19 protein-coding genes are annotated in these 20,596 nt (G+C 72.5%); 10 read left to right on the top strand and 9 right to left on the bottom strand.

Translation table 11 applies throughout. The features are described 5' to 3' along the window. Nucleotides 1–12: 12 nt before the first annotated feature. A complete protein-coding gene (locus ACQPY0_RS14395; protein ID WP_432988838.1) occupies nt 13–1,494 on the bottom strand; it encodes an asparaginase domain-containing protein in 1,482 nt (493 codons plus the stop codon). 11 nt (nt 1,495–1,505) lie between these two features. Beyond that, the gene (locus ACQPY0_RS14390) at nt 1,506–2,492 is read right to left on the bottom strand and encodes an ABC transporter substrate-binding protein (protein WP_432988836.1); all 987 of its coding nucleotides are present in this window, start codon (nt 2,490–2,492) and stop codon (nt 1,506–1,508) included. Between the two features lie 312 nt (nt 2,493–2,804). Between ACQPY0_RS14390 and ACQPY0_RS14385 the strand changes: the two genes are divergently transcribed. The 6 genes from ACQPY0_RS14385 to ACQPY0_RS14360 are packed head-to-tail and all read left to right on the top strand — an operon-like array spanning nt 2,805 to nt 9,196. Continuing rightward, entirely contained in the window at nt 2,805–3,752 is a 948-nt protein-coding gene (locus tag ACQPY0_RS14385) for an ABC transporter permease (RefSeq protein ID WP_432988834.1), read from the top strand. A 6-nt stretch (nt 3,753–3,758) separates the two neighbouring features. After that, nucleotides 3,759–4,724 carry an ABC transporter permease gene (locus ACQPY0_RS14380; protein ID WP_432988832.1) on the top strand — a complete coding sequence of 322 codons (966 nt, stop codon included), beginning with the start codon at nt 3,759–3,761 and terminating at the stop codon, nt 4,722–4,724. A gap of 11 nt (nt 4,725–4,735) precedes the next feature. Beyond that, nucleotides 4,736–6,478, top strand: a complete 1,743-nt coding sequence (locus ACQPY0_RS14375) for an ABC transporter substrate-binding protein (protein WP_432988830.1) — start codon at nt 4,736–4,738, stop codon at nt 6,476–6,478. A 5-nt stretch (nt 6,479–6,483) separates the two neighbouring features. After that, a complete protein-coding gene (locus ACQPY0_RS14370; protein WP_432988828.1) occupies nt 6,484–7,278 on the top strand; it encodes a serine hydrolase in 795 nt (264 codons plus the stop codon). Beyond that, nucleotides 7,275–8,417 (top strand): mandelate racemase/muconate lactonizing enzyme family protein, encoded by a 1,143-nt coding sequence (locus ACQPY0_RS14365; protein ID WP_432988826.1) that lies wholly within the window; start codon nt 7,275–7,277, stop codon nt 8,415–8,417. The genes ACQPY0_RS14370 and ACQPY0_RS14365 overlap by 4 nt, the downstream gene beginning before the upstream one ends. Continuing rightward, nucleotides 8,414–9,196, top strand: a complete 783-nt coding sequence (locus ACQPY0_RS14360) for an NlpC/P60 family protein (RefSeq protein ID WP_432988824.1) — start codon at nt 8,414–8,416, stop codon at nt 9,194–9,196. The genes ACQPY0_RS14365 and ACQPY0_RS14360 overlap by 4 nt, the downstream gene beginning before the upstream one ends. Here the strand turns inward: ACQPY0_RS14360 and ACQPY0_RS14355 are convergent. Together ACQPY0_RS14355 and ACQPY0_RS14350 are read right to left on the bottom strand one after the other, a co-directional pair. Further along, the gene (locus ACQPY0_RS14355; RefSeq protein ID WP_432988822.1) at nt 9,156–9,380 is read right to left on the bottom strand and encodes a hypothetical protein; all 225 of its coding nucleotides are present in this window, start codon (nt 9,378–9,380) and stop codon (nt 9,156–9,158) included. The two genes, ACQPY0_RS14360 and ACQPY0_RS14355, sit on opposite strands and share 41 nt — an antisense overlap. Then, on the bottom strand, nt 9,377–10,600 hold the full coding sequence (locus ACQPY0_RS14350; RefSeq protein ID WP_432988820.1) for a C39 family peptidase: 1,224 nt from the start codon (nt 10,598–10,600) through the stop codon (nt 9,377–9,379). The genes ACQPY0_RS14355 and ACQPY0_RS14350 overlap by 4 nt, the downstream gene beginning before the upstream one ends. Before the next feature lie 157 nt (nt 10,601–10,757). On the opposite strand from ACQPY0_RS14350, the gene ACQPY0_RS14345 reads away from it, so the two are divergent. Further along, nucleotides 10,758–11,939 carry a hypothetical protein gene (locus tag ACQPY0_RS14345; RefSeq protein WP_432988818.1) on the top strand — a complete coding sequence of 394 codons (1,182 nt, stop codon included), beginning with the start codon at nt 10,758–10,760 and terminating at the stop codon, nt 11,937–11,939. A 10-nt stretch (nt 11,940–11,949) separates the two neighbouring features. Here ACQPY0_RS14345 and ACQPY0_RS14340 read toward each other — a convergent pair whose 3' ends face one another. Continuing rightward, complete coding sequence (locus tag ACQPY0_RS14340; protein ID WP_432988816.1) at nt 11,950–14,184, bottom strand: PAS domain S-box protein; 2,235 nt, start codon at nt 14,182–14,184, stop codon at nt 11,950–11,952. A gap of 102 nt (nt 14,185–14,286) precedes the next feature. Here ACQPY0_RS14340 and ACQPY0_RS14335 point away from each other — a divergent pair, with 102 nt between their 5' ends. Further along, nucleotides 14,287–15,018 carry an SAM-dependent methyltransferase gene (locus tag ACQPY0_RS14335; RefSeq protein WP_432995229.1) on the top strand — a complete coding sequence of 244 codons (732 nt, stop codon included), beginning with the start codon at nt 14,287–14,289 and terminating at the stop codon, nt 15,016–15,018. Here ACQPY0_RS14335 and ACQPY0_RS14330 read toward each other — a convergent pair. Genes ACQPY0_RS14330 through ACQPY0_RS14320 form a run of 3 tightly spaced genes read right to left on the bottom strand, consistent with a single transcriptional unit; the run spans nt 14,982 to nt 16,424 of the window. Beyond that, nucleotides 14,982–15,347, bottom strand: a complete 366-nt coding sequence (locus ACQPY0_RS14330; RefSeq protein ID WP_432988814.1) for a hypothetical protein — start codon at nt 15,345–15,347, stop codon at nt 14,982–14,984. The genes ACQPY0_RS14335 and ACQPY0_RS14330 overlap by 37 nt on opposite strands. 42 nt (nt 15,348–15,389) lie before the next feature. Further along, nucleotides 15,390–15,752, bottom strand: coding sequence for a hypothetical protein (locus tag ACQPY0_RS14325; RefSeq protein ID WP_432988812.1), 363 nt, complete (start codon nt 15,750–15,752; stop codon nt 15,390–15,392). Between the two features lie 42 nt (nt 15,753–15,794). Then, entirely contained in the window at nt 15,795–16,424 is a 630-nt protein-coding gene (locus tag ACQPY0_RS14320) for a TetR/AcrR family transcriptional regulator (protein ID WP_432988811.1), read from the bottom strand. 62 nt (nt 16,425–16,486) lie between these two features. On the opposite strand from ACQPY0_RS14320, the gene ACQPY0_RS14315 reads away from it, so the two are divergent. Both ACQPY0_RS14315 and ACQPY0_RS14310 read left to right on the top strand, forming a co-directional pair. Then, entirely contained in the window at nt 16,487–17,410 is a 924-nt protein-coding gene (locus tag ACQPY0_RS14315; protein WP_432988809.1) for a hypothetical protein, read from the top strand. A 31-nt stretch (nt 17,411–17,441) separates the two neighbouring features. Continuing rightward, the gene (locus ACQPY0_RS14310; protein WP_432988807.1) at nt 17,442–18,002 is read left to right on the top strand and encodes a hypothetical protein; all 561 of its coding nucleotides are present in this window, start codon (nt 17,442–17,444) and stop codon (nt 18,000–18,002) included. 78 nt (nt 18,003–18,080) lie between these two features. On the opposite strand, the gene ACQPY0_RS14305 is transcribed toward ACQPY0_RS14310, so the two are convergent. Continuing rightward, entirely contained in the window at nt 18,081–19,298 is a 1,218-nt protein-coding gene (locus tag ACQPY0_RS14305) for a S1C family serine protease (RefSeq protein ID WP_432988805.1), read from the bottom strand. Between the last annotated feature and the right edge of the window lie 1,298 nt (nt 19,299–20,596).

Genomic DNA, 20,596 nt, shown 5'->3' with positions numbered 1-20,596 from the left:
GTCTGCCTCCGTTCAGTGGGTGTCGAAGACCTCTTGCAGGGATTGGACGTACGCGGCGGTGGCGCGCTGTTCCGCGGCGGTGGGCCGGTTCGGGTCCTCGGCCGCGGGCGCTGCGCCGAACCTGAGCAGGCAGGCGAGCAGCAGCATCCGGGCCTTCGTGGCGCTGAGGTTGCTGCCCGCGACGAACGGCGTGGGCGTTCTGCCGACCGGATCCTCCGGCCGGCCGCGGCCGCACCAGACAACGGGGAACCCCGAATAGACGGCGACCGACAGGGACGACTCGACCGCGCGGCTGGCCCATCCGTTGGGGGCGATGCCCTCCAGCACGAAGCCGGCCAGGCCGTGGCGCTCGACGTTGTGCGACACGGCGTCCTTGACACCGAGATCGGCACAGCCGCACGCGCCGGCGATGCCATACCTGCCGTACACGACGATGTCGACGACCGGAAGCACCTCGGGGGCGAGCCGGCCGCGGCTGTCCGTCACCCGGACGAGCCGGCTGCCACCGGCGCCGTCCAGAGCGCGGACCTCGCGGGGCAGCGCGGAGATCCGCACGGCCGAGTCGCGGGTGTGCCGCCGCAGCGGCCGATACTCCAGCCGGATCGGCCACCGGGTGGTACAGGTGGCCACCGGGCCGCCACCGGCGTAGCCACCGGGGCGGCCGGCCACCTTGTACACCCCCCGCGCCGTGCGGACGACACCGTCGGCCACCAGGACCGCGCCCACGGCGTCACCTCGACCGTCCAGATTCCATGCCTCCGAGACGATGTACCGCACGCCATCGACGAGGTTCTGCCCGCCGTCGGATCCGATCGAGCGGTGCAAGCGCTGGGCGACCTGACCGACGATGGGCTTGCCGGTGTCGATGAGCAGGCCGAGCCAGTACAACGTCTCCTCGATCACCGGACTGCCCTCGAGCCACTGCACCCCGGCGACCTCGGCCGCACCGACGATCTCCTGGACCTTGTTGGTGATGGTCATGAGCGTGCCGATGTCGGGCTCGGCACGGCTGTCCCAGGCGCCGTACGGAAAGTAGTCGACGCCGAGGACCTCCGGCGTTTCACCGAAGGTGTATCCGGCCGGCGGCCCGGCGCGGAAGTGCCGGTATCGGGCCAGCCGGCCGAGCGCGCCGGTACGCCCTGCCTCGTCGGTCCAGAGGGTGTCAAGCTCTTCGTAGAGGCGCTCAGCGGACGGGAAGAAGCTTTGCGAGGCAGGTCCCGCGCCCTGCGGCAGCGGCAGCGCCACGAGCTGCCCGCGGGCCGGCGCGACCTTGCGCAGGGCTCGGTCCGTCGCACTGTTGAGATGCTCGTCGATCGGGTGGCCGCTTCGGTCGACGACTTCGATGGAACCGTCCTCACCCAGGCGCTGTGGAATCAGCGCGGCCGGGTCGGCGCCCATCGGCGGCGTGTTGAGGATCGTCGCGGTGGGACCCGCGACGACCGCGATCACTGGGCGGGAAGCCCCGTCAGGCTGCGTGCCGGGCTGGCTGTTCATCGCGCGGGCCCCTAGTCGGTGCCCGCGTTGATGACGGCTTTGTCAGACGCGATGCCCTGGACGTTCCACTTCTCGAGGATCTTCCGGTAGGTGCCGTCGTCCATCAGTTCCTGGAGCGCGGCCTTCATCGCGTCGCGCAGCTCCGGCTTGTTCTTGGCGACCGCGATTCCGGTGTAACCACCGGCCATGCGCGGGTCCCCGAACAGTTTGAGCGCACTACCGGCCTGCTTGACCGCATAGGCGGCCGGTGCCGTCGAGGCGAACACCGCGTCGACTCGCTGGCTGGTCAACGCGACGACCGCCTGTGGATTGCTCGGGTAGATGGCGGGCTCGATCGCCGGCTTGCCCGCATCCACGCATTCCTTCTTGGACAGGTCCTCGATGATCAACGCCTCGGCACTGCCGGCTCCGACGCCGACCCGCTTCCCGCACGGAATCGGGTCGCCCTGGTAGTCGCTGAGCGTGATGAAGGACTGGGAGACGCGGTAGGTGTCGAGGATGTCGACGGCCTTCTGGCGCTCCTTCGTGTCGAGGAAGCTGATTCCCGCATCGAAGCGGCCGGCCTCGATTCCGGTGATCACGCCCGTGAACTTCGTCCGGGTGAAATTGATCTTCAGCCCGAGTTTGGCCGCGATCGCGTCGAGCATCTCGGCGTTGTAGCCGATCACGTCCTTCTCATTGGTGTCGAGGAAGTTGTCGGGCGGGAAGTCGGCCGAACCGGCGACCTCGATCGTGCCGCGTGCGGCGATCTCGCTGGGCACGAGGGCTCGCAGGCTGTCGTCGGCCGCCACCTCGGCGGCCGGCTTCCCGGCGTCACCGCCGCCTCCACAGGCGCTCACGGTCACGAGAAGTGCAAGGGCCACGGGGATGAGAACAGGAGATCGCTTGCGCGTGGAGAGGTTCATGGCGCCTCCAGAAATACGTGATGCGGCGTACGCTATGCGATATATTTCTGCCCGGCAAGAGTCGGTCAGCCGCTCGATGACCTCGACGCCCACGCCCCCGCAGCCCTCGGCTCCGCGCCCGGGACGCCCTCCGCCGTGAAGATGACGCCGGCCGTCGCGCCACCGTAGCCGTCACACCGGCCCTTCGGGCCGAGCCCGCTCCGGTCCGAACTCGCCGGCCAAGTGCGGCAACTTCAGCGCCGAGAACGACGTGCAAGCTCATAGCGACGTCGAGCGACGCGGGCAGGCGGCCAGGAAGGAGCAAATCACGGCCGGGGCGCGGGGCTTCACGGATCGCCCACCATCGTTGTAAGTTACTTTCGCATCGGAATTCCGAGGCGTAGATGATGTTCGGGAGGCGGCCCCATGACCATGACGCCGCTCGATGTCGGGACCCGCTCGGCCGGGCAGATGACCTGGGTGCGGCTCCGGCGGGATCGCACGGCGACCGTGAGCGGGCTCGTCTCGCTGGTGCTCGTCCTCGTCGCACTCGCCGCCCCGCTCATCCGGATGGCGTACGGCATCGGGCCGCAGGACGCGTTCAAGGACGATCTCGACCGCTACGGCATGCCGTACGGCATCGCGGGCGGCATCACCGGTGAGCACTGGTTCGGGCTCGAGCCGGGGCAGGGCCGCGACCTGTTCATCCAGATGGTCTACGGGCTGCGGACCTCACTCGGCATCGCCTTCGCCGCCGCGCTCATGACCACCGCCGTCGGGGTGCTGCTCGGCATCGTCGCCGGATACCTCGGCGGGTGGATCGACGCGGTCATCAACTGGATCACCGACGTGACGCTGGCGCTGCCGTTCCTCATCTTCACCCTCGCCGTGATCCGCCCCATCGAGCTGCACTTCTACGGGCCGCGGGAGGCGGTGCCGGGCTGGTTCCGGGTCGTCGTGCTCGTCTCGCTCTTCACCGCGTTCGGGTGGACCACCACCGCGCGGCTGGTGCGCGGGCAGGTGCTGTCGCTGCGCGAACGGGAATTCGTCGAGGCAGCGAAGGCGGGCGGGGCGCGACTGCCGAGAATTCTGGGCAAGGAGCTCCTGCCCAACCTCGGGGCGCCGATCCTCGTCGCGTTCTCGCTGTCGATCCCGGCGTACATCACCGGCGAGGCCGCGCTGTCCTTCCTCGGCATCGGGATGCTGGAGCCGACGCCGGACTTCGGGCGGACCATCTTCCGCAGCCTCAACTACCTGCGGACCGACCCGGCGTACGTGCTCTTCCCCGGCGTCACGATCTTCGTGCTCGTGCTCGCCTTCAACCTCTTCGGCGACGCGCTGCGCGACGCGCTCGACCCGAAGTCGCGGCGGTAAGCGCCCATGGGCACCTTCCTGCTGCGCCGGGTCCTGCTGGGCCTGCTCACGCTCTTCGCGGTCAGCGTCGTGACGTTTCTGATGTTCTTCGCGCTGCCGCGCGACCCGGCCACCGCGATGTGCCCGAAGAACTGCGACGCGCAGCGGCTGGAGCGGGTGCGGGACGAGCTCGGGCTCAACGATCCCAAGCCGGTGCAGTATCTGCGGTACTTCAAGGGCGTCCTCACCGGCCGCGAGCAGTGCCCGGCGCCGTGTCTGGGGTACAGCTACGTCAACAACGAGCCGGTGGCGGAGACGTTCGCGCGCACCATCCCGGTGACCCTGAGCATCGTGATCCCGGCGGCGGTGCTGTGGCTGGCGCTCGGCATCGGGCTGGGCATGCTCTCGGCTCTGCGCCGCGGGACCGTCTTCGACCGCCTGGCGATCGGCTTCTCGCTGTCGGGAGCCTCGATGCAGCTGTACTTCGTGGGCGGCGTCCTGCTGCTGGTCTTCGTCTACACGCTCAAGCTGCTGCCGTACCCGCACTACACCCCGCTGCTGGAAGACCCGCTCGGCTGGCTGTCGGCGCTGGTGCTGCCGTGGTGCGCGCTGGCGTTGCTGTTCTCGGCCGGGTACGCCCGCCTCGCCCGCGCGCAGCTGCTGGAGACGATGTCGGAGGACTTCGTGCGCACCGCCCGCGCGAAGGGCCTGCCGGAGCGGGTCGTGGTGCGCCGGCACGTGCTGCGCGCCGCGATCACGCCGCTGGTGACCGCCGCCGGGCTGGACATCGGCGCGGCGCTGGGCGGCACCGTCATCACCGAGACCACCTTCGGCTTCCGCGGCCTGGGGCGGACCGCGATCGACGCCGTGCGCGACGGGGACCTGCCGACCATCATGGCGACCGTCCTGCTCGCCGCCGTCTGCATCGTCGTCGCCAACATCGTCGTCGATGCGCTCTACACCACCATCGACCCGCGGGTCCGGCTTCGATAAGGGGAGGACTTTTGCGCAGACCACTCACGGCCGCCGTGGCGCTCACGCTCGTCGCGGCGCTCGGCGCGTGCACCAACAACAAGCGGGGCGACGACGAGCCGGAGGCCGGCACCGGCCGGCAGGCGACCGGCGCGATCGCCACCGACCCGAAGGACTCGCAGGGGCCGGCGGCCGAGGTGCCGGGCGCGGCCAAGGGCGGCACGGTCACCGTCCTCCGGCAGACGAAGATCTCGCACCTGGACCCGCAGCGCATCTACAGCTTCGTCGGCCTCAACGCTTCCCAGCTGTACGCCCGCCGCCTCACCACGTTCAAGGACGACGGGCAGGGGCACGTGACGCTCGTCGGCGACCTCGCCACCACCCCGGGCACCGACGTCAACCAGGACTGCAAGACCTGGAGGTTCACCGTCAAGGACGGGGTCAAGTTCGAGGACGGCAGCCCGATCACGGCCAAGGACATCGCCTACGGCATCGCGCGCTCGTTCGACCTGTCCCTGACCGGCGGGCCGACCTACATCCAGGAGTGGCTCGCCGACACGCCGCAGTTCGACACCAGGTACGACTTCAAGAACACCAAATCGTCACTCCCTCCGGGCCTGGCCGTCCCTGACGACAAGACGCTCACGCTCACCTTCGCCAAGCCGCACTGCGACCTGCCCTTCGCCGCGTCCCTGCCGGCGACCGCGCCCGTGCCCGCGGCGAAGGACACCGGGACGCAGTACGACGCCAGGCCCGTCGCCTCCGGGCCGTACAAGATCACGAAGAACGAGGCCGGGACCCGGATCACCATGGAACGCAACACCGCCTGGGACCCGGCCACCGACGCGGTGCGCCACCAGTACCCCGACGCGTTCGTGTGGTCGTTCGGGTCCGACCCGGTGACCCAGACCAACCGGATCATCGCCGACAGCGGCGCCGACCAGACCGCGGTGAGCTGGAACGGCGTCGACCCCTCGCTGGTGTCCAAGGTGGTCGGTGACGGCGCGCTCAAGGACCGCATCCTGCAGGCCCCGACGCCGCAGCACTACACGCTCACCATCAACAACCAGCGGGTCACCGACCTGAAGGTGCGCCAGGCGCTCAACTACGCCATCGACCGCGACGGGATCGTCAAGACCCTCGGCGGAGCCACGTTCGCCGCGCCGGTCACCACGCTCATGCCGCCCGCGACGATCGGCTGGAAGAACTACGACGCGTACCCGGCCGGCAAAAGCGGCGACCCGGCCAAGGCCAGGGAACTGCTCGGCGGGGCGAGCCGGGAGCTGGTGCTCGCCTTCCAGGACGACAGCACCTTCCAGGCGCTGAGCACCACGCTGAAGAGCGACCTGGAGAAGGCCGGGTTCCGCATCACCCTCAAGGCGATCCCCGCCGACTCGTTCCTGGACGAGACGAAGAAGAAGGACAACCCCTGGGATCTGTACATCGGATCCTGGGGCGCGGACTGGCCCAGCGGGGCGGCGATCCTGCCGGTGCTCTACGACGGGCGCGCCATCAAGGCCGACGGCAGCAACAACGGCGCCTCGTATCTCAACCAGCCCGCCCTCAACGCCGACTTCGACCGGATTCTTGCCCTCCCCACCGAGCAGCAGGGCGCCGAATGGGCGAAGCTGGACGAGAGGATCATGCGCGAGTATGCCCCGGTGGTCCCGCTCTACGTGCAGGTGATGTTCACCCTGCACGGCTCGCGGGTCGGCGGGGTGTTCATCGACAGCGTCTTCGGCAGTCCGCAGTTCGTGAATGCCTATGCGAAGTGAGGTTCATGAACGCCTCGGTTTCCATCTGGGTCGGTGACCCGGGCGGTCCGGCCTGGCACTGCCAGGACCCGGATCGCCCGCACGGCGCCGCGAGCACGATGAAGGTCGCCGTGCTCGCGGCGCTGTACCGCGCCGCCGACGCCGGCGAGCTCGACCTCGACGCGCCCGTGCCGGTCGTCAACGACTTCGCCGGCGCCCTCGGCGACGGCTCGCGGTATCGCATCGACCGCGGCTACGACGACGAGGACGAGGTCTGGACCCGCCTCGGCGGCACCGCACCGGCCCGCTGGCTGGCCCGCCGGATGATCGTGCGCTCCAGCAACCTCGCCACCAACCTGCTCCTGGCCCGGGTCGGCCTGCCCGCGGTCGCCGACGTGTGGCGGCTCGCCGGCGCCCGGCACAGCGTGACCGCGCGCGGTATCGAGGACTACGCGGCCCGCGACGCCGGCCGCGACAACGTCGTCACGGCGGCCGACCTCGCCGCGCTCTTCTCCGCCCTGCACCTGGGCACCCTCGCGAAGCCGGACTCGTGCGCGCGGATGCTCGACCTGCTCGCCGCCCAGCAGTGGCGCGTGGACCTCGCCGCCGGCCTGCCCGAGGGCGTCCGCGTCGCCCACAAGAACGGCTGGATGCCGGGTGTACGGCACAGCGCCGGCCTCGTCTTCCCGCCCGACGCCCCGCCGTACGTCATCGCCGTGTGCACGACCGCGCAGGGCACCCCGCCGGAGGACTACGACGAGCGGGCCTGCCGGCACATCGCCGACATCTCCGCGACCGTGTGGGCGGAGCGCGGCCGATGACGATCGCCGCCGTGCGCACCCACCGGGTCAGCGTCCCCTTGCACACCCCGTTCGTCACCGCCCTGCGCACCGCCACCACCGTCGAAAGCCTCCTCGTCGAGGTCGTCGACGCCGACGGCCGGTCCGGCTTCGGCGAGGCGCCCCAGGTCTGGAAGGTCACCGGCGAGTCGGTCGCGGGGGCGGCGGCCTGCGTCGAGCAGCTGATCGCCCCGGCGCTGACCGGCCGCGACGCCGACGACGTGGCCGGCAGCGCCCGGCTCGTGCGCGCGGCGGCGGCCGGCAACCACGGCGTCAAGGCGGCCGCCGACACCGCCCTGCACGACCTGGCCGCCCGCCGCCTCGGCATCCCGCTCGTCCGGCTCCTCGGCGGCACCCGGCTGCGGGTCCCCACCGACGTCACCCTGCCGGCCGGCGACCCGGACACCCTCGGCGCGGCCGCGCGGGCCCGCACCGCCGAGGGTTTCCGGGTGCTCAAGGTGAAGGTCGGCAAGGCCGGCCCCGGCGAGCGCGACGCCGTCGCGGCCGACATCGCCCGCATCCGCCGCGTCCGTGCCGAGGCCGGCCCCGACGCGCTCATCCGGCTCGACGCCAACCAGGGCTGGACCCCGCGCCAGGCGGTCCGGGCGATCCGCGGCATGCAGGACGCGGGCCTTTCGATCGAGCTCGTCGAGCAGCCGGTGCCCGCCCCCGACCTCGACGGCCTGGCCTGGGTCAGCGACCGCGTCGACGTGCCGATCCTCGCCGACGAGGCGGTCTTCGGCGTGCGCGACCTGACCGAGGTGATCCGCCGCCGCGCCGCCGACATGGTCAACGTCAAGCTCGCCAAGTGCGGCGGTCTTGGCCCGGCCCGCACCCTGCTGGAGCTCGCCGCCGCCCACGACGTCGGCACGATGGTCGGCTCGATGATGGAGACCGAGGTCGGCGTCGGCGCCGCGGCGAGCCTGGTCGCCGCCTGCGGCACGACGGTCGTGTCGGACCTCGACGCCGCCTGGTTCCTGGCCGGCTCGCCGCTGACCGGCGGCCTGCGCTACGACGGCGCCGAGGTCGTGCTGCCCGACGCGCCCGGACTGGGTGTCGCCTGGTCTGGGGCGATCGCCGCTACGCGTCATCGAGCCATGAGCCTGAAGGAGGCACCGTGACCCACGCCGTGCGCGTGCCGCTGGCCACGCTGTGGTCGGACCCCGATGATCGTACGGACGCAAACGTTGTCACGCAGGCCCCGCTCGGCGACGCGGCGAGCGTCGAGGAGATCCGCGCCGACGGATGGGCCCGGGTCCGGCTGCCCGACCAGGGCGACTACCCCGGCTGGCTGCCGCTCGCCCAGCTCGCCGAGGCGTCCACACCGGACGTCTCCTCGGTGTCCATGGTGGACGCGCTCTTCGCCGACCTGCGGGACGCGCCGAACGGGACCCTCGCCATGCCCGGCGTCCCGCTCGGCACCCGCCTGTCCGCGGCCGGCCCGCCCGAGGGCGGCTGGCTGCCGGTATGCGTGCCCGGGGCCGCGAAACCGTTGTGGGTGGCCGAGTCCGACGTCTGCGCGAAACCCGCCGACCCGCTCGCCACCGCGCGGCGGCTGCTCGGCGTCGTCTACGTCTGGGGCGGCCTGTCGCCGGGCGGCATCGACTGCTCGGGCCTGGTCCACCTGGCCTGGCGCTGCCACGGGGTGCGGCTGCCCCGCGACGCCCACCAGCAGGCGGACGCGGCCACGCCCCTCGCGCCGGGCGAGGAGCGGGCCGGCGACCTGTACTTCTTCGCCCACCCCGGCCGCCGCGTCCACCACGTCGGCATCGTCGTCGAGCCCGGGGTCATGCTGCACGCGTGCGGCACGGCGCGGTCCGTCGTCGAGGGGCCCCTGACGCCCGACCGCGCCGCGACGCTCACGCTGGTGGCGCGCCCAGCGGCGAGGGCAGGATCGTGACGTCGTCCAGGCTGATGTACATCAGCCGGTGGCCGAACTGGATCTGGGCGTACCACGTCTTGCCCCGCACGACCGTGCGGTAGCCGGGCGCGGAGCCGTCGAACGACACGGCCCGGTAGTACTCCCCCGGCTTGAAGTCGGCGACCGCGTAGGTCTGGCCCGCCGAGACCCGCGAACCGTTCACCAGTTGCCGGAGCCGGCCACACGGGGCAGCGGCTTGCCCGGGGGCGCGATGATGTAGGCGATGCCGCCGCTGGCGGAGGCGACGGAACCGTCGGCGCGGTGGCGCTTGGTGCGCAGCCACACCTGCTCGAACTCGGAGCGTTTGTAGACGTTGCGGACCGCGTCGTCGGACGAGGACGCGGGGTCGTTGACGATGACGTCGCCGGTCGCGGTGAACCCGACGATCACGAACAGGTGCCCGGACGTCGAGTAGTTCGCGCCGCCGAGCTCGCCGGCCAGGAACGACTGCGAGGTGACGACCGGGATGCCGACGGCGATGAACCGCTCGGCCTCGTCGAGGGAGTGCAGCCGGGTGACGATCCCGGCGAGCCCGTACGTCGCCGCGTACGCGGTGTTGAACGGCCAGTTCCCGGCGCCCTCGTAGGTGTAGTCGTACGTCATCCGGGCCGCGTGGTCGACCTGCGGGTCGGCGTAGGCGGGATCGACCCAGGCGAGGTCCGCCGCGCTGGGCTTGTGCCCCCAGTACTCGACGACCATCTCGGTCGAGGTGGGCGAGCACCACGCCTCGCCGCCGCCGTCGTACTGCGGGTACTGTCCGATGTGGATGTTCTGCGAGTATCGCGGGACGTCGAGTTCCTTGCCCCAGGCGATGTGGCCCGCGCTCGGCGCCACCGTGAAGCGGTCCGGCACGCTGGAGACCATGGCCCCGAGCTGGGACACGCGCGGGAACTCGCGGGTGCCGGGGGTGCGGTAGAGGGTCAGCCGCAGCCGGTAGTCGGCCAGCAGCACCCCCTTGGACGCGTCGTCGATGGCGAACGTGTCGGTCAGGATCGAGGAGTGGGCGTCGCCCTGCCCGTCCACCGAGGACCGCTTGATGTCCTGGTCGCCGGCGGCCCAGCGCCCCATGACGTACCACGGGGTGCTCTCCCCGTCGGTGTAGTGCCCCTGCATCTCGACCTGCAGCCAGGTCCCCGCGGGCGTCCGGGCGTTCCACGAGGCGACGAGCTCGCTGGCCCCGAACCCGATCCTGCGGGTGGGCGAGGTCCAGGTCGCGGTCTCCCACGCGCCGGTCCGTCCGGCCTGCCAGTGCGGGAACGCCCGCCACCGGTGAAACGCGATCTGCTCGTCGTGCCGCACGGGAACGGGATGCCCCGCCGCCGGCGAGACGGGGACGAGCGCGGCCAGGCAAACCAGCACGGCGGCCACCGCGAATCGTGCCATGGCCCCTCCAAAGGGAAAACGATGGCAATTGATTGACGGCACGCTATACCTCCGACGCCGTGATGTCGATACCTTCCACCCCTCTAGACGAATACGAAGGTTTTTTACCAACGGTTTACGGCGGCGCGGTGGCCGGGGTGCGCTAGTCTGCGCGGGCGTGGGGAGGCTCGTGCGAATCGTGGTCGCCGGAGTGGTTTCGGCGCTGGCGCTCAGTGGGCTGATCCGGCTCTACGCGCCCGTCTCCGGCGCCGAGCGGCAGCTGGCGTTCATCCGCGCCGAGCTCGACCGCGGGGCCGGCGAGGCGGCCCAGGGGATGTTTCCCGAGGGATACTTCTTTCTGCACGCGCTCTACGGGCTCGCCTGGGTCGACGTCGGGCGGCACCATCGTCGCGCCGAGGCGGTCCGCGAGGCCCGGTGGGCGCTGGCCCGGCTCGACGGGCCGCAGGGGACGGCGCCGTTCAGCGAGGGGCTCTCGCCGCGCTTCGGCGTGTTCCACGCCGGGTGGACCAACCGGCTGCTCGGCGGGATCGTGGGCCTCGATCCGGACCCGGCGCTCGTGGAACGGTTCGAGGCGGACGCGCGGGCCATCGCGGCGGCGTTCGACGGGTCCGCGTCGCCGTTCCTGCCGGCGTATCCGGGGCAGTCGTGGCCGGTCGACTCGGCCGTGGCGGTCGCGTCGCTGCGGCTGCACGACGAGCTGCTCACGCCCGCGTTCGGCGCGACCGTGCAGCGGTGGGTGGCGGCGGCCCGGCAGCGGCTCGACCCCGCGACCGGGCTGCTCCCCCACGTCACCGATCCCGCCTCCGGCGAGCCGCTCCAGGGGGCGCGGGGCAGCTCGCAGAGCGTCATCCAGCGGTTCCTGCCCGAGATCGACCAGGAGTTCGCCCGGGAGCAGTACCTGCGGTTCCGGGAGCTGTTCGTCGGGCGGCCGCTCGGGCTCGGGCCGGCCGTGCGGGAGTATCCGAAGGGCACGGACGGGCCCGGGGACGTCGACAGCGGGCCGCTGCCGCTCGGGGTCTCGCTCTCGGCGACCGTGGTGACGATCGGGGCGGCGCGGGCGGAGGGCGACGACTCGCTCGCCTCGGCGCTGGCGCACTACGGCGAGCTGGCCGGGGTGCCGATGCAAACGCCGGGCACGAAGCGGTACGCGTTCGGGCTGCTGCCCATCGGCGACGCGTTCCTTGTCTGGGCGCAGACCGCACCGGCGCGGGCCGAGGCGCCGCCCGCGGTCGCCGGGCCGCTGTGGCGGGTGCCACTGACCGTGCTACTGCTGCTGGCCGGGGCCGGGCCCTGGCTGCGGTGGCGCAAACCCAAGCGGCGCCAGCAGCTCGGCGAATGAACGTCCAGTTTTACAACATGAGTGCGAGCTGATCCCCCACGGCGTTGAGCAGGTCGGTCCCGGTGAAGGGCTTCTCCAGCAGGTGTACGCCGGGATCGAGGATGCCGTTGCTGGTCAGGACCGGTTGGGCATAGCCGGACATGAACAGCACGCGGGTCGTGGGGCGCAGCTGCAGGACCCGCTCGGCCAGCACCCGGCCCAGCATCCCGGGCATCACCACGTCGGTGAGCAGCAGGTGGATCGGGCCGCCGTGCTCGGAGGCGAGTTGCAGCGCGGCGACGCCGTCCGCCGCGGCGAGCACCGTGTATCCGCCGCGGCGCAGGATCCGCGTGGTGACCTCGCGCAGGGCCGGCTCGTCCTCGGCGACCAGGACCGTCTGGCCCCGGCCCGGCGGGCGCGCGGCCCGGCCGGTGTCGTCGGCGACCAGTTCGGCGTCGCTGGCCGGCAGCAGGATCGTGATCGTGGTGCCGACGCCGGGCTCGGAGTAGATCCGCACGGTGCCACCGGCCTGCGCCACGATGCCGTACACGGTCGCGAGGCCGAGCCCGGTCCCCTCGCCGCTGGGCTTGGTCGTGAAGAACGGCTCGAACGCCTGCTCGATGACCTCGCGCGGCATGCCGGTGCCGGTGTCGGAGACGCGGATGCGCACGTACGCCCCGCTGGCCAGCCCGTCGCGGGCCGCGGCGTGCCCCTCGTCGATGTGCACGAGCCCGGTGTCGATGGCCAGGTGACCGCCGGCCGGCATCGCGTCGCGGGCGTTCACCGCGAGGTTGACCAGGACCTGCTCCAGCTGGCCGAGGTCGGCCACGACGGTGGGCAGCCCGTCGGCGAGGTCGGTGGCGAGCGTGATGTGCTCGCCGATGGAGCGGGTCAGCATCTGCTGTACCTCGGCGATGACCCGGTTGACGTCGAGGGGCTTGGGCCGGATGACCTCGCGCCGGGCGAAGGCGAGCAGCTGGTGGGTGAGCTCGCTGCCGCGGCGCCCGGCGCGCAGGATCTGCTCGGCGTCCAGCGCGAACGGGGTGTCGGCGCCGTCCTCGACGATGAACTCGGCGTAGTTGAGGATGACGGCGAGCAGGTTGTTGAAGTCGTGCGCGATGCCGCCGGCGAGCTGGCCAAGGCTCTCCAGGCGCTGGGTACGCTGCTGGCGTACCTCATCCTTCTGCCGCTCCGCCTCCTCCCGCAGCCGCTGCTGCTCGGCGAGCGCGGCGAGCCGCTCGGTCATGTCCCGCACCCCGGCCAGGACGATCACGCCGTCCTCGCCGCCGAGCGCGCTCAGCGTGATGTCGACCGGCACCTCGCTGCCGTCCTGGCGCAGGGCGACCGGCTGGTCACCGGAGCCGGGCGGGGTCCGCACGCCGCCGGGCAGCAGGCGGTGCACCGGCAGCCCGGTCATGTCGAAGCGGGGAATGCCGAACAGGCGCTCGGCGGCGGCGTTGACGAGTACGATCCGGCCCTGCTCGTCCACCCCGAGCAGCGGATCGGGTGCGGCGTCGAGCACCGCCTGCACGCGGGCCTCGGCGCGCTCGGACTCGCTCATGTCGCGGGTGATCGTGGTGACCCCGACCGTGCGGCCGTCGGCGCCGGTGAGCGGCGAGACGAGCATCGACACGGCGAGTTCGGTGCCGTCGCGCCGCCGCCGTACGGTGCGGAAGCGGTCGACCCGCCCGCCCGCCGCGACGATCGCGCGGATCTCGACCTCGTCCGGGCGCCGATCCGGCGGGATGATGACGTCCTTGGGCCGCCCGACCATCTCCCCCGCCGCGTAGCCGTAGAGCCGCTCGGCCCCGGGGTTCCAGGACAGCACCCGGCCCTCGAGGTCAGTGGTGACGATCGCGTCGTGCGAGGACTGCACGATCGAGGCGAGCAGGGACTGGGCCGGGTCGAAGCCCTCGGCGCCGGTGTCCCGGATGGTGGCGACGAGCACCGGCCCGTCCTCCCCGGCGATGACCGACAGCGCGATGTCGGCGAGAAACTGGGTGTCGTCGCCGCGCAGCATGCGCAGCGGCTGGCCGGTGCGCCGGAGCGGGTGTTCACCCTCCATGTACGCGGCGAGCCGGGGCAGCATCGAGGGCCCGTCGGCGGGCACGAGCACGTCGACGGTGCGCCCGGGCAGGTCCTCACGGCCGAACAGCTCCCGCGCGGCGGCGTTGGCGAGCAGGATCCGCCCGTCGTGCCCGGCCACCACGAGGGCGTCCGGCGCCACCTCGAGGAGGCTCTCCGCCAGCCCGACCGTCCACCGCACCCCACTAAGGGTAGAAGGATCGTCACTGAACGTTTCGAATTTCGGACTTTTCGGAACAATCAGTCAGTGAGCATTGACCCGAACCGCCCGAGCGCGGCCCGTATGTACGACCGGTACCTCGGCGGCAGCCACAACTTCGCGGCGGACCGCGCGATCGCGGACCGGGCGATCGAGCTGGTGCCGGACATCCCGCGGATCGCGCGGGCGAACCGGGCCTTCCTGCGCCGCGCGGTGCGCTACGCCGCCGGGCGGGGGATCCGGCAGTTCCTGGACATCGGCTCGGGCATCCCGACCGAGGGCAACGTCCACGAGGTCGCGCGGGCGCTCGATCCGGGGGCGCGGGTGGTGTACGTCGACGTCGACCCGACCGCCGCGGTGCACGCCCGGCAGCTGCTGGCCGGCGACCCGCTCACCGCGGTCGTCCAGGCCGACCTGCACGAGGCCGAGCGCATCCTGCGCGACCCGGAGGTGGAGACGCTGCTCGACCTCACCGAGCCGGTCTGCCTGCTCATGGTCGCCATGCTGCACTTCGTGCCGGACACGCCCGAGCTACGCTCGGCCATGCGCGTGCTCCACTCGGCGCTGGCGCCCGGCAGCGTCCTGGCCGTCTCGCACGCCACGGCCGCCGCGCAGCGCCTCGCCGACCTCTACACCCGGGCCGGCACCTCGATGGTGGTCCGCGACCGCGGCGAGCTCGCCGCCCTGCTCGCCGGGTGGGCGCCGGTCGAGCCCGGCATCGTGTGGGGCCCGCTGTGGCGCCCCGATCCGGACGCCGGCCCGACCGGCGACCCGGAGTCCTACGCCACCCTGGTCGCGGTCGCCGAGCGGACCTGACGCGTGCGGGCGATCCGCTCGATGCGGGCCTCGGCGAGCCGCGGATCGATGATGCCGCGCTGAACCCGGCGACGCAGCTTGTACGCCACGTACTCGGCCAGCGGCACGTCGGCGCACTTGCGCCACCGCTTGGGCCGCTCGGCCCCCAGCCGCTCCTGGCCCACCTGCGGGTCGGCGCCCTTGAACGCCTGCCGCGCCCGGTGCCGGTTGGCCCGGTTCACGTGCCGCTTGTTACGCCGGATGCTGCGGCGCGAGCCTTTGTCGTTCTCGCCGTAGGTGTTGCGGTGATCGCGCTCGTAGCTCAGCGCCTTCTTCTCCTGCGGCGTCATGCGGCCAGTGTCACCCTGCGCGGGTCCCGGCCTCAACCGGATTCAGAGCAGGCCGGCGAGGGGGTCGGCGGCGTCTCCGGTGATGACGAGGGGGCCGACGTGCCGGTGCGGGGCGGCGCCGGCGCCCGGTTCGGCGGTCTCGGTCTCGGCCGCGACCGCCTCCAGGGCCGTCCAGAACTCCTTGAGCGCGTCGTCGGCGCCGGTCAGGTGCAGCGTGGGCGGCGCCCCGCGCAGCTCGATCGCGAGCGGACCCTCCGTGCGCTCCTGCGCGACGGCGCCGTTGCGGATCGGGACCTCGACCGCGGCGCCGGCCTCGCGCAGGCTCGTGGCGAGGGCGCGCAGGGCGGCGGGCGGGCCGATCAGGTCGAGGTTGTCGCCGAACACGCGCAGGCGGGAGTCGTTCATGCGCCCATTCTGCCGCCTCCCGGCGGTGGCCCACCGCCGACCTCAGCCGCTCGCGGCACGGTCCTCAGCGGGCGGCGCCGCCAGTGCCCGGCCGGCGGCGGCGAACGCGCGCTCGGCGGTCCCGCGCACGGCGCGGCGGGTCGCGTCCGGGGACTCGCCGGCCAGCATCGAGCGGCGGATCTGCCCGTGCAGGGCGCGGTCGATGCCGGCCAGCATCGCGGCGATCCAGCGGGCCTCGTCCTCGGCCCGGCCGGACTCGGCCAGCGCGTCGCCGAGGGCCAGCTCGGCCTGCTCGCCGCGCAGGCGGGCCCGGGCCTGCAGGGACGGGCTGTCGCCGACGACCCGCCAGAACGCCGGCGCGTCCGGGTGCAGGCCGAGCGTCGGCTCGCCGCGGTCGAGCTCGTCGCGGAACAGGGCCAGGGCGGCCGCGGCCGGGTCGGCGGGGGCCGCCCGGACGGCGCCGGCGAGGCGGACGACGACCTCGTCCTGGCGGTCGAAGAACAGGTCCTCCTTGGTCGCGAAGTAGTTGAAGACGGTGTTCACGGAGACCCGCGCGACCTCGCCGACCTCGGCGACGGTCACCTTGTCGAAGCCGCGGGCCAGGAACAGGCCCATCGCCGCGTCCGCGATCGCCGTGCGCGTCGCCGCCTTCTTCTCCGCCCGGAGCGCCATCCCGGAATTCTAGCGTGAACCCAAATTTGGGGTGACACCAAATTTAGCGGTACGGTCGGGGCATGACCCTCGAATTCGGCATCTACGCAGGCGGGCTCGGCGCGGACATGGAGGGCAACGTCACGCCGGGGCCGCCCGAGGACGCGCAGCGCATCGCCGAGCGGCTCGACGAGCTCGGCGTGCACCTGGTGCGCGGCTATGTCCAGTACGACGACGCGCACGGCGGGCACCTCGCGGCGCCACCCGAGCCCTGGCAGCACGCGGTGCACGGGCGCCGGCTGGACCTGGTCGCGTGCTTCCGCGAGCGCGGCGACGACCTCGGCGGCTGGCTTTCCTTCCTGCGCGGGCTGCTGCGCACGCACGGGGAGTGCCTGGCGACGCTGCAGGTCGCCGAGGAGGCCAACCACCAAGGGCCGGGCGGCGACGGAGGCTCCCCGGCAGTACGCCGCGCGATCGTCGAGGGCGTCCTCGCCGCCCGCGCCGAGGCGGACCGGCTCGGGCTCGACGTGCGCATCGGGTGCAACTCGACGCCGGTCTTCGACCCCGCGCAGGAGTTCTGGGCCTCACTCAAGGAGATCGGGCCGGTCATCGACTACGCCGGCCTCGACTTCTTCCCCGGCGTGTGGCGCCCGGTCACCGACTTCCCGCCGGCGGTCGAGGGCGTGCTGCGCAACTTCCGCGAGCAGAGCCTGGCCGCCGCGGGCGTGCCGGCGACCGCTGCGATCCACGTGACCGAGAACGGGTGGGCGACCGGGAACGGGCGGACGTACGAGCGCCAGGCCGAGGTCCTGGAGCAGATCGTGCGAACCGTCGCGGTCTGCGCGCCCGAGCTGAACATCGCGGCGTACGAGCACTTCGCGCTGCGCGACGCCGACTCCGCGATCGACGACCACATGTTCCAGTTCGGGCTTCTGCGCTCGGACTACTCCGCGAAGCCGGCCTTCGCGCGGTACAAAACCCTGATCCGCGAACTCGGAACACGTTGACCGCCCGTGTTTGCCGGTGCACGATCCCTCGATGGACGGCGTCATTGACCTCGATGTCCCCGACCGGCGCTCGGTCGCCCCGTTGTCGCGTCGATGGCGCCGGGCGGCGTCGATGAAGGTTCCCGCACTCGGCGTGGCGGTGCTGATGCTGTTCGGCGTGGCGGCGGGTGCGGTCGCCGGGCAGCGGTGGGAGGCCGCGCGGGAGCGGGGCCGGCAGGCGGCCGAGGCGTCGTTGTTCCTGGCCGTCGCCGGGCTCAATTCCGGTGGCGGCCAGGACGGTCTGGTGATCATCGAAGGGAGCGTCGCGGTCACCAACGGCGGCCCGATGCCGGTCGAGGTCGCCGGCGCGGAAAACGCGGCCGTCGTCATGGTCCGGGGGCAGCTGACGCTCGCGCCCGCCGCGACCGGCTGGTTCGCGGCGAGTGCGAGCATCACCTGCCCGCAGGACGCCGCCGACGCGGCCAGGCCCCTGCCGGTCGGCCTTTCGGTGGTCACCGCCGACGGCGTGCGCCGGGCGGTGACAGTGCAGCTTCAGCTCAGCGGCAGCCGCTGGTACGAGCTCGTGGCGCAGAGCTGCCGGGCGCTTCGATGACGACGCCGGACCCGCACACATGCAGCGGCCCGCGTTGTGGCGAACGCGGGCCGCTGCGGCGAGAGGGAATTCGGGTCGTTAGGGGGCCTCGCCCAGGGTGACGGTGACCGTCTGCTGGGTGCCGTTGCGGTTCACCTGGACCTGGACCTGGTCGCCGGCCTTGGCGGCCTGGACCGCGTTGATGAGGCTGGTCGCGTCGCTGACCGTCGCCGAGCCGAACTTCGTCACCAGGTCGCCGGTCTGCAGGCCCGCCTTGTCGGCCGGGCCGCCGGAGACCACGCCGCCGACGAGCGCGCCGCCGTTGCCGTCGGTGAGCTGCACGCCGAGGTACGGGTGGCTGACCTTGCCGCCCTTGGCGAGCTGGTCCGCGGCCGACCGGGCCCGGTTGGCGGAGATGGCGAAGCCGACGCCGATGTTGCCGCTGCTGCTCTCGCCGGCGGTCGCGATCGCGGTGTTGATCCCGACGACCTCACCCTTGAGGTTGACCAGCGCCCCGCCGGAGTTGCCGGGGTTGATGGCGGCGTCGGTCTGGATCGCGTCCGCGATGCTCTTGCCGCCCGACTCCCCCGAGATCGTACGGTGCAGCGCACTCACGATCCCAGCCGTCACCGACCCCTGCAGGCCGAGCGGGCTGCCGACCGCCAGCACGGTGTCGCCGACCCGCAGCGCGTCGCTGTCGCCGAACTTGGCCGGGGTGAGCCCGGAGACGCCCTGGATCTTGATCACGGCGATGTCGCCGGCCGGGTCGGTGCCGACCACGGTGGCCTGGGCCGTCTTGCCCGTGCTGAACGTGACGGTGAGCTGGCGCGCCCCCGACACCACGTGGTTGTTGGTGATGACCTGGCCGTCGGCGGTCATGATCACGCCCGAGCCCTCGGCCTCGCCGGTGCTGATGTCGACGACGCTGGGCAGTACCGCCTCCGCGACCCCGCCCACCGACGAGCGGTCCAGGTTGGGCGCCGGGTCGCGAACCACGACGCTCGGCGAAGCGGCGGACTTGCCGTCGGCCAGCTGGGTCGCGACGACCCCGCCACCGACCGCCGACACGAGCGCGAGGAGAACGGCGGCGACGACGAGCAGCGCGACCCGCCCGCCGCGCCCGGACCGGGGCGCGCCGCCGGGCTGGTAGAGGCCGGGGTGGCCCGGCTGCCCCGGGGGCGGCGGGTATCCGACCTGGCCGAAGGCGCTGGTCGGCTGGTTGTACCCGGGCTGCCCGTACGGCGACCCGATCGGCAGTGAGCCGGTGGGGATCGGCGTCGTGGCGAACGTGGGCGTACCGGGGGCAGCGCCGGGCAACTGCTGCGTGGCGGCGGTCCCGTCACCGGTCCGCGGAAGGTGCGGGTAGCCATTGGTGCCACCGGGCCGGCTCCACGGCGACCCGATGCCGGCCGGCGCTCCAGGTCCCGCAGGCGCCCCAGTCCCGGCTAGTGCCCCGAAGCCGGCCGGTGACCCAGTCCCGGCAGACGTCCCAACTCCCGCGGGCGCCCCTGTCCCGTTAAGTGCCCCGGAGCCGGCCGGCGCCCCGGACCCCGGCGGCGGGAACCCGGGGTTCGGCACGGACGGCGGCGGAACCTGCGGGTTGGCGGCCGTCTGGTTTCCAGCCGCCGGACCACTGGTTGGGCCGGCAAACGTTCGGTCACCCAACGATTCACTCCCGGCCGCGTTCGTTGGACTGGCAGACGTTCGGTTACTCAACGAATCGCTCCCGCCGGCGTTCGTTGGAGAGGCGGACGTTGGAGCACCGAACGATCCGCCATTACTGGCCGGACCGCCCGACGCCGGAGCGGCATGAGGGTCGGCCGAGGCCGGAGCGGCATAGAGGGCGCCCGACGCCGAAGCAGCGTAAGAAGCCCCCGACGCAGGAGCGGCATAAGGGGCGCCCGACGCCGAAGCGGCATAAGGAGCCCCCGAGGCCGGAGCGCTCGTGGCCGGAGCAGCGTAAGAAGCCCCCGACGCCGGAGCGGCATAAGGAGCCCCCGACGCCGAAGCGGCATAAGAAGCGCCCGACGCCGGGGCGCTCGTGGCCGGAGCTGGGTAAGGGGCCGCCGAGGCCGGAGCGGCATAAGGGGCGCCTGAGGCGGGAGCGACCTGAGAGGCGTTCGATGCCGCGGAGGTATACGGAACCCCTGAGGCCGGAGCGGTGAAAGGAACACCCGACGCCGGAGCGTCATCAGGAACCGCCGAGGCCGGAGCGGTGAAAGGAACGCCCGAGGTCGGAGTGGCGGTGGCTGGGGTGGGGTGGGCGGTGGGCGGCGAGGCCGGCGACGGCGGGGGCCAGGAGGCCTGCGGTGGAGAGCCCGCGGGCTCGGCCGGCTTCGGCGCGGAGCCTGGTGCTTCCGTGTCCTGTGGGATGCTCCACTGGCGGTCCTGGTCACTCATGGTGTCCAGATTGCACCTCCCGGCTGCCACGAAACTGGATTCTCCCTGGGAGAAAGCCGAGAGCGCGCAAATCGGTCAGGACCGCCGCTCGCCCGCGAACCGGAGGCCCCGCCGGATCGGACATCGGGCGAAATTTCGGGCGCGGTCGCGCATGGACGCACCTGCCGCCGGCTTGCCCGAAACGAGCGGCAGCGCCGGCGGCAGGTGTGAGAACG

Origin of the sequence: Dactylosporangium sp. CA-233914 (genome assembly GCF_050942935.1) — a bacterium.
In the GTDB taxonomy this organism is placed as follows: Bacteria; Actinomycetota; Actinomycetes; order Mycobacteriales; family Micromonosporaceae; genus Dactylosporangium.
This window is presented reverse-complemented; position numbering and strand designations above follow the sequence as displayed.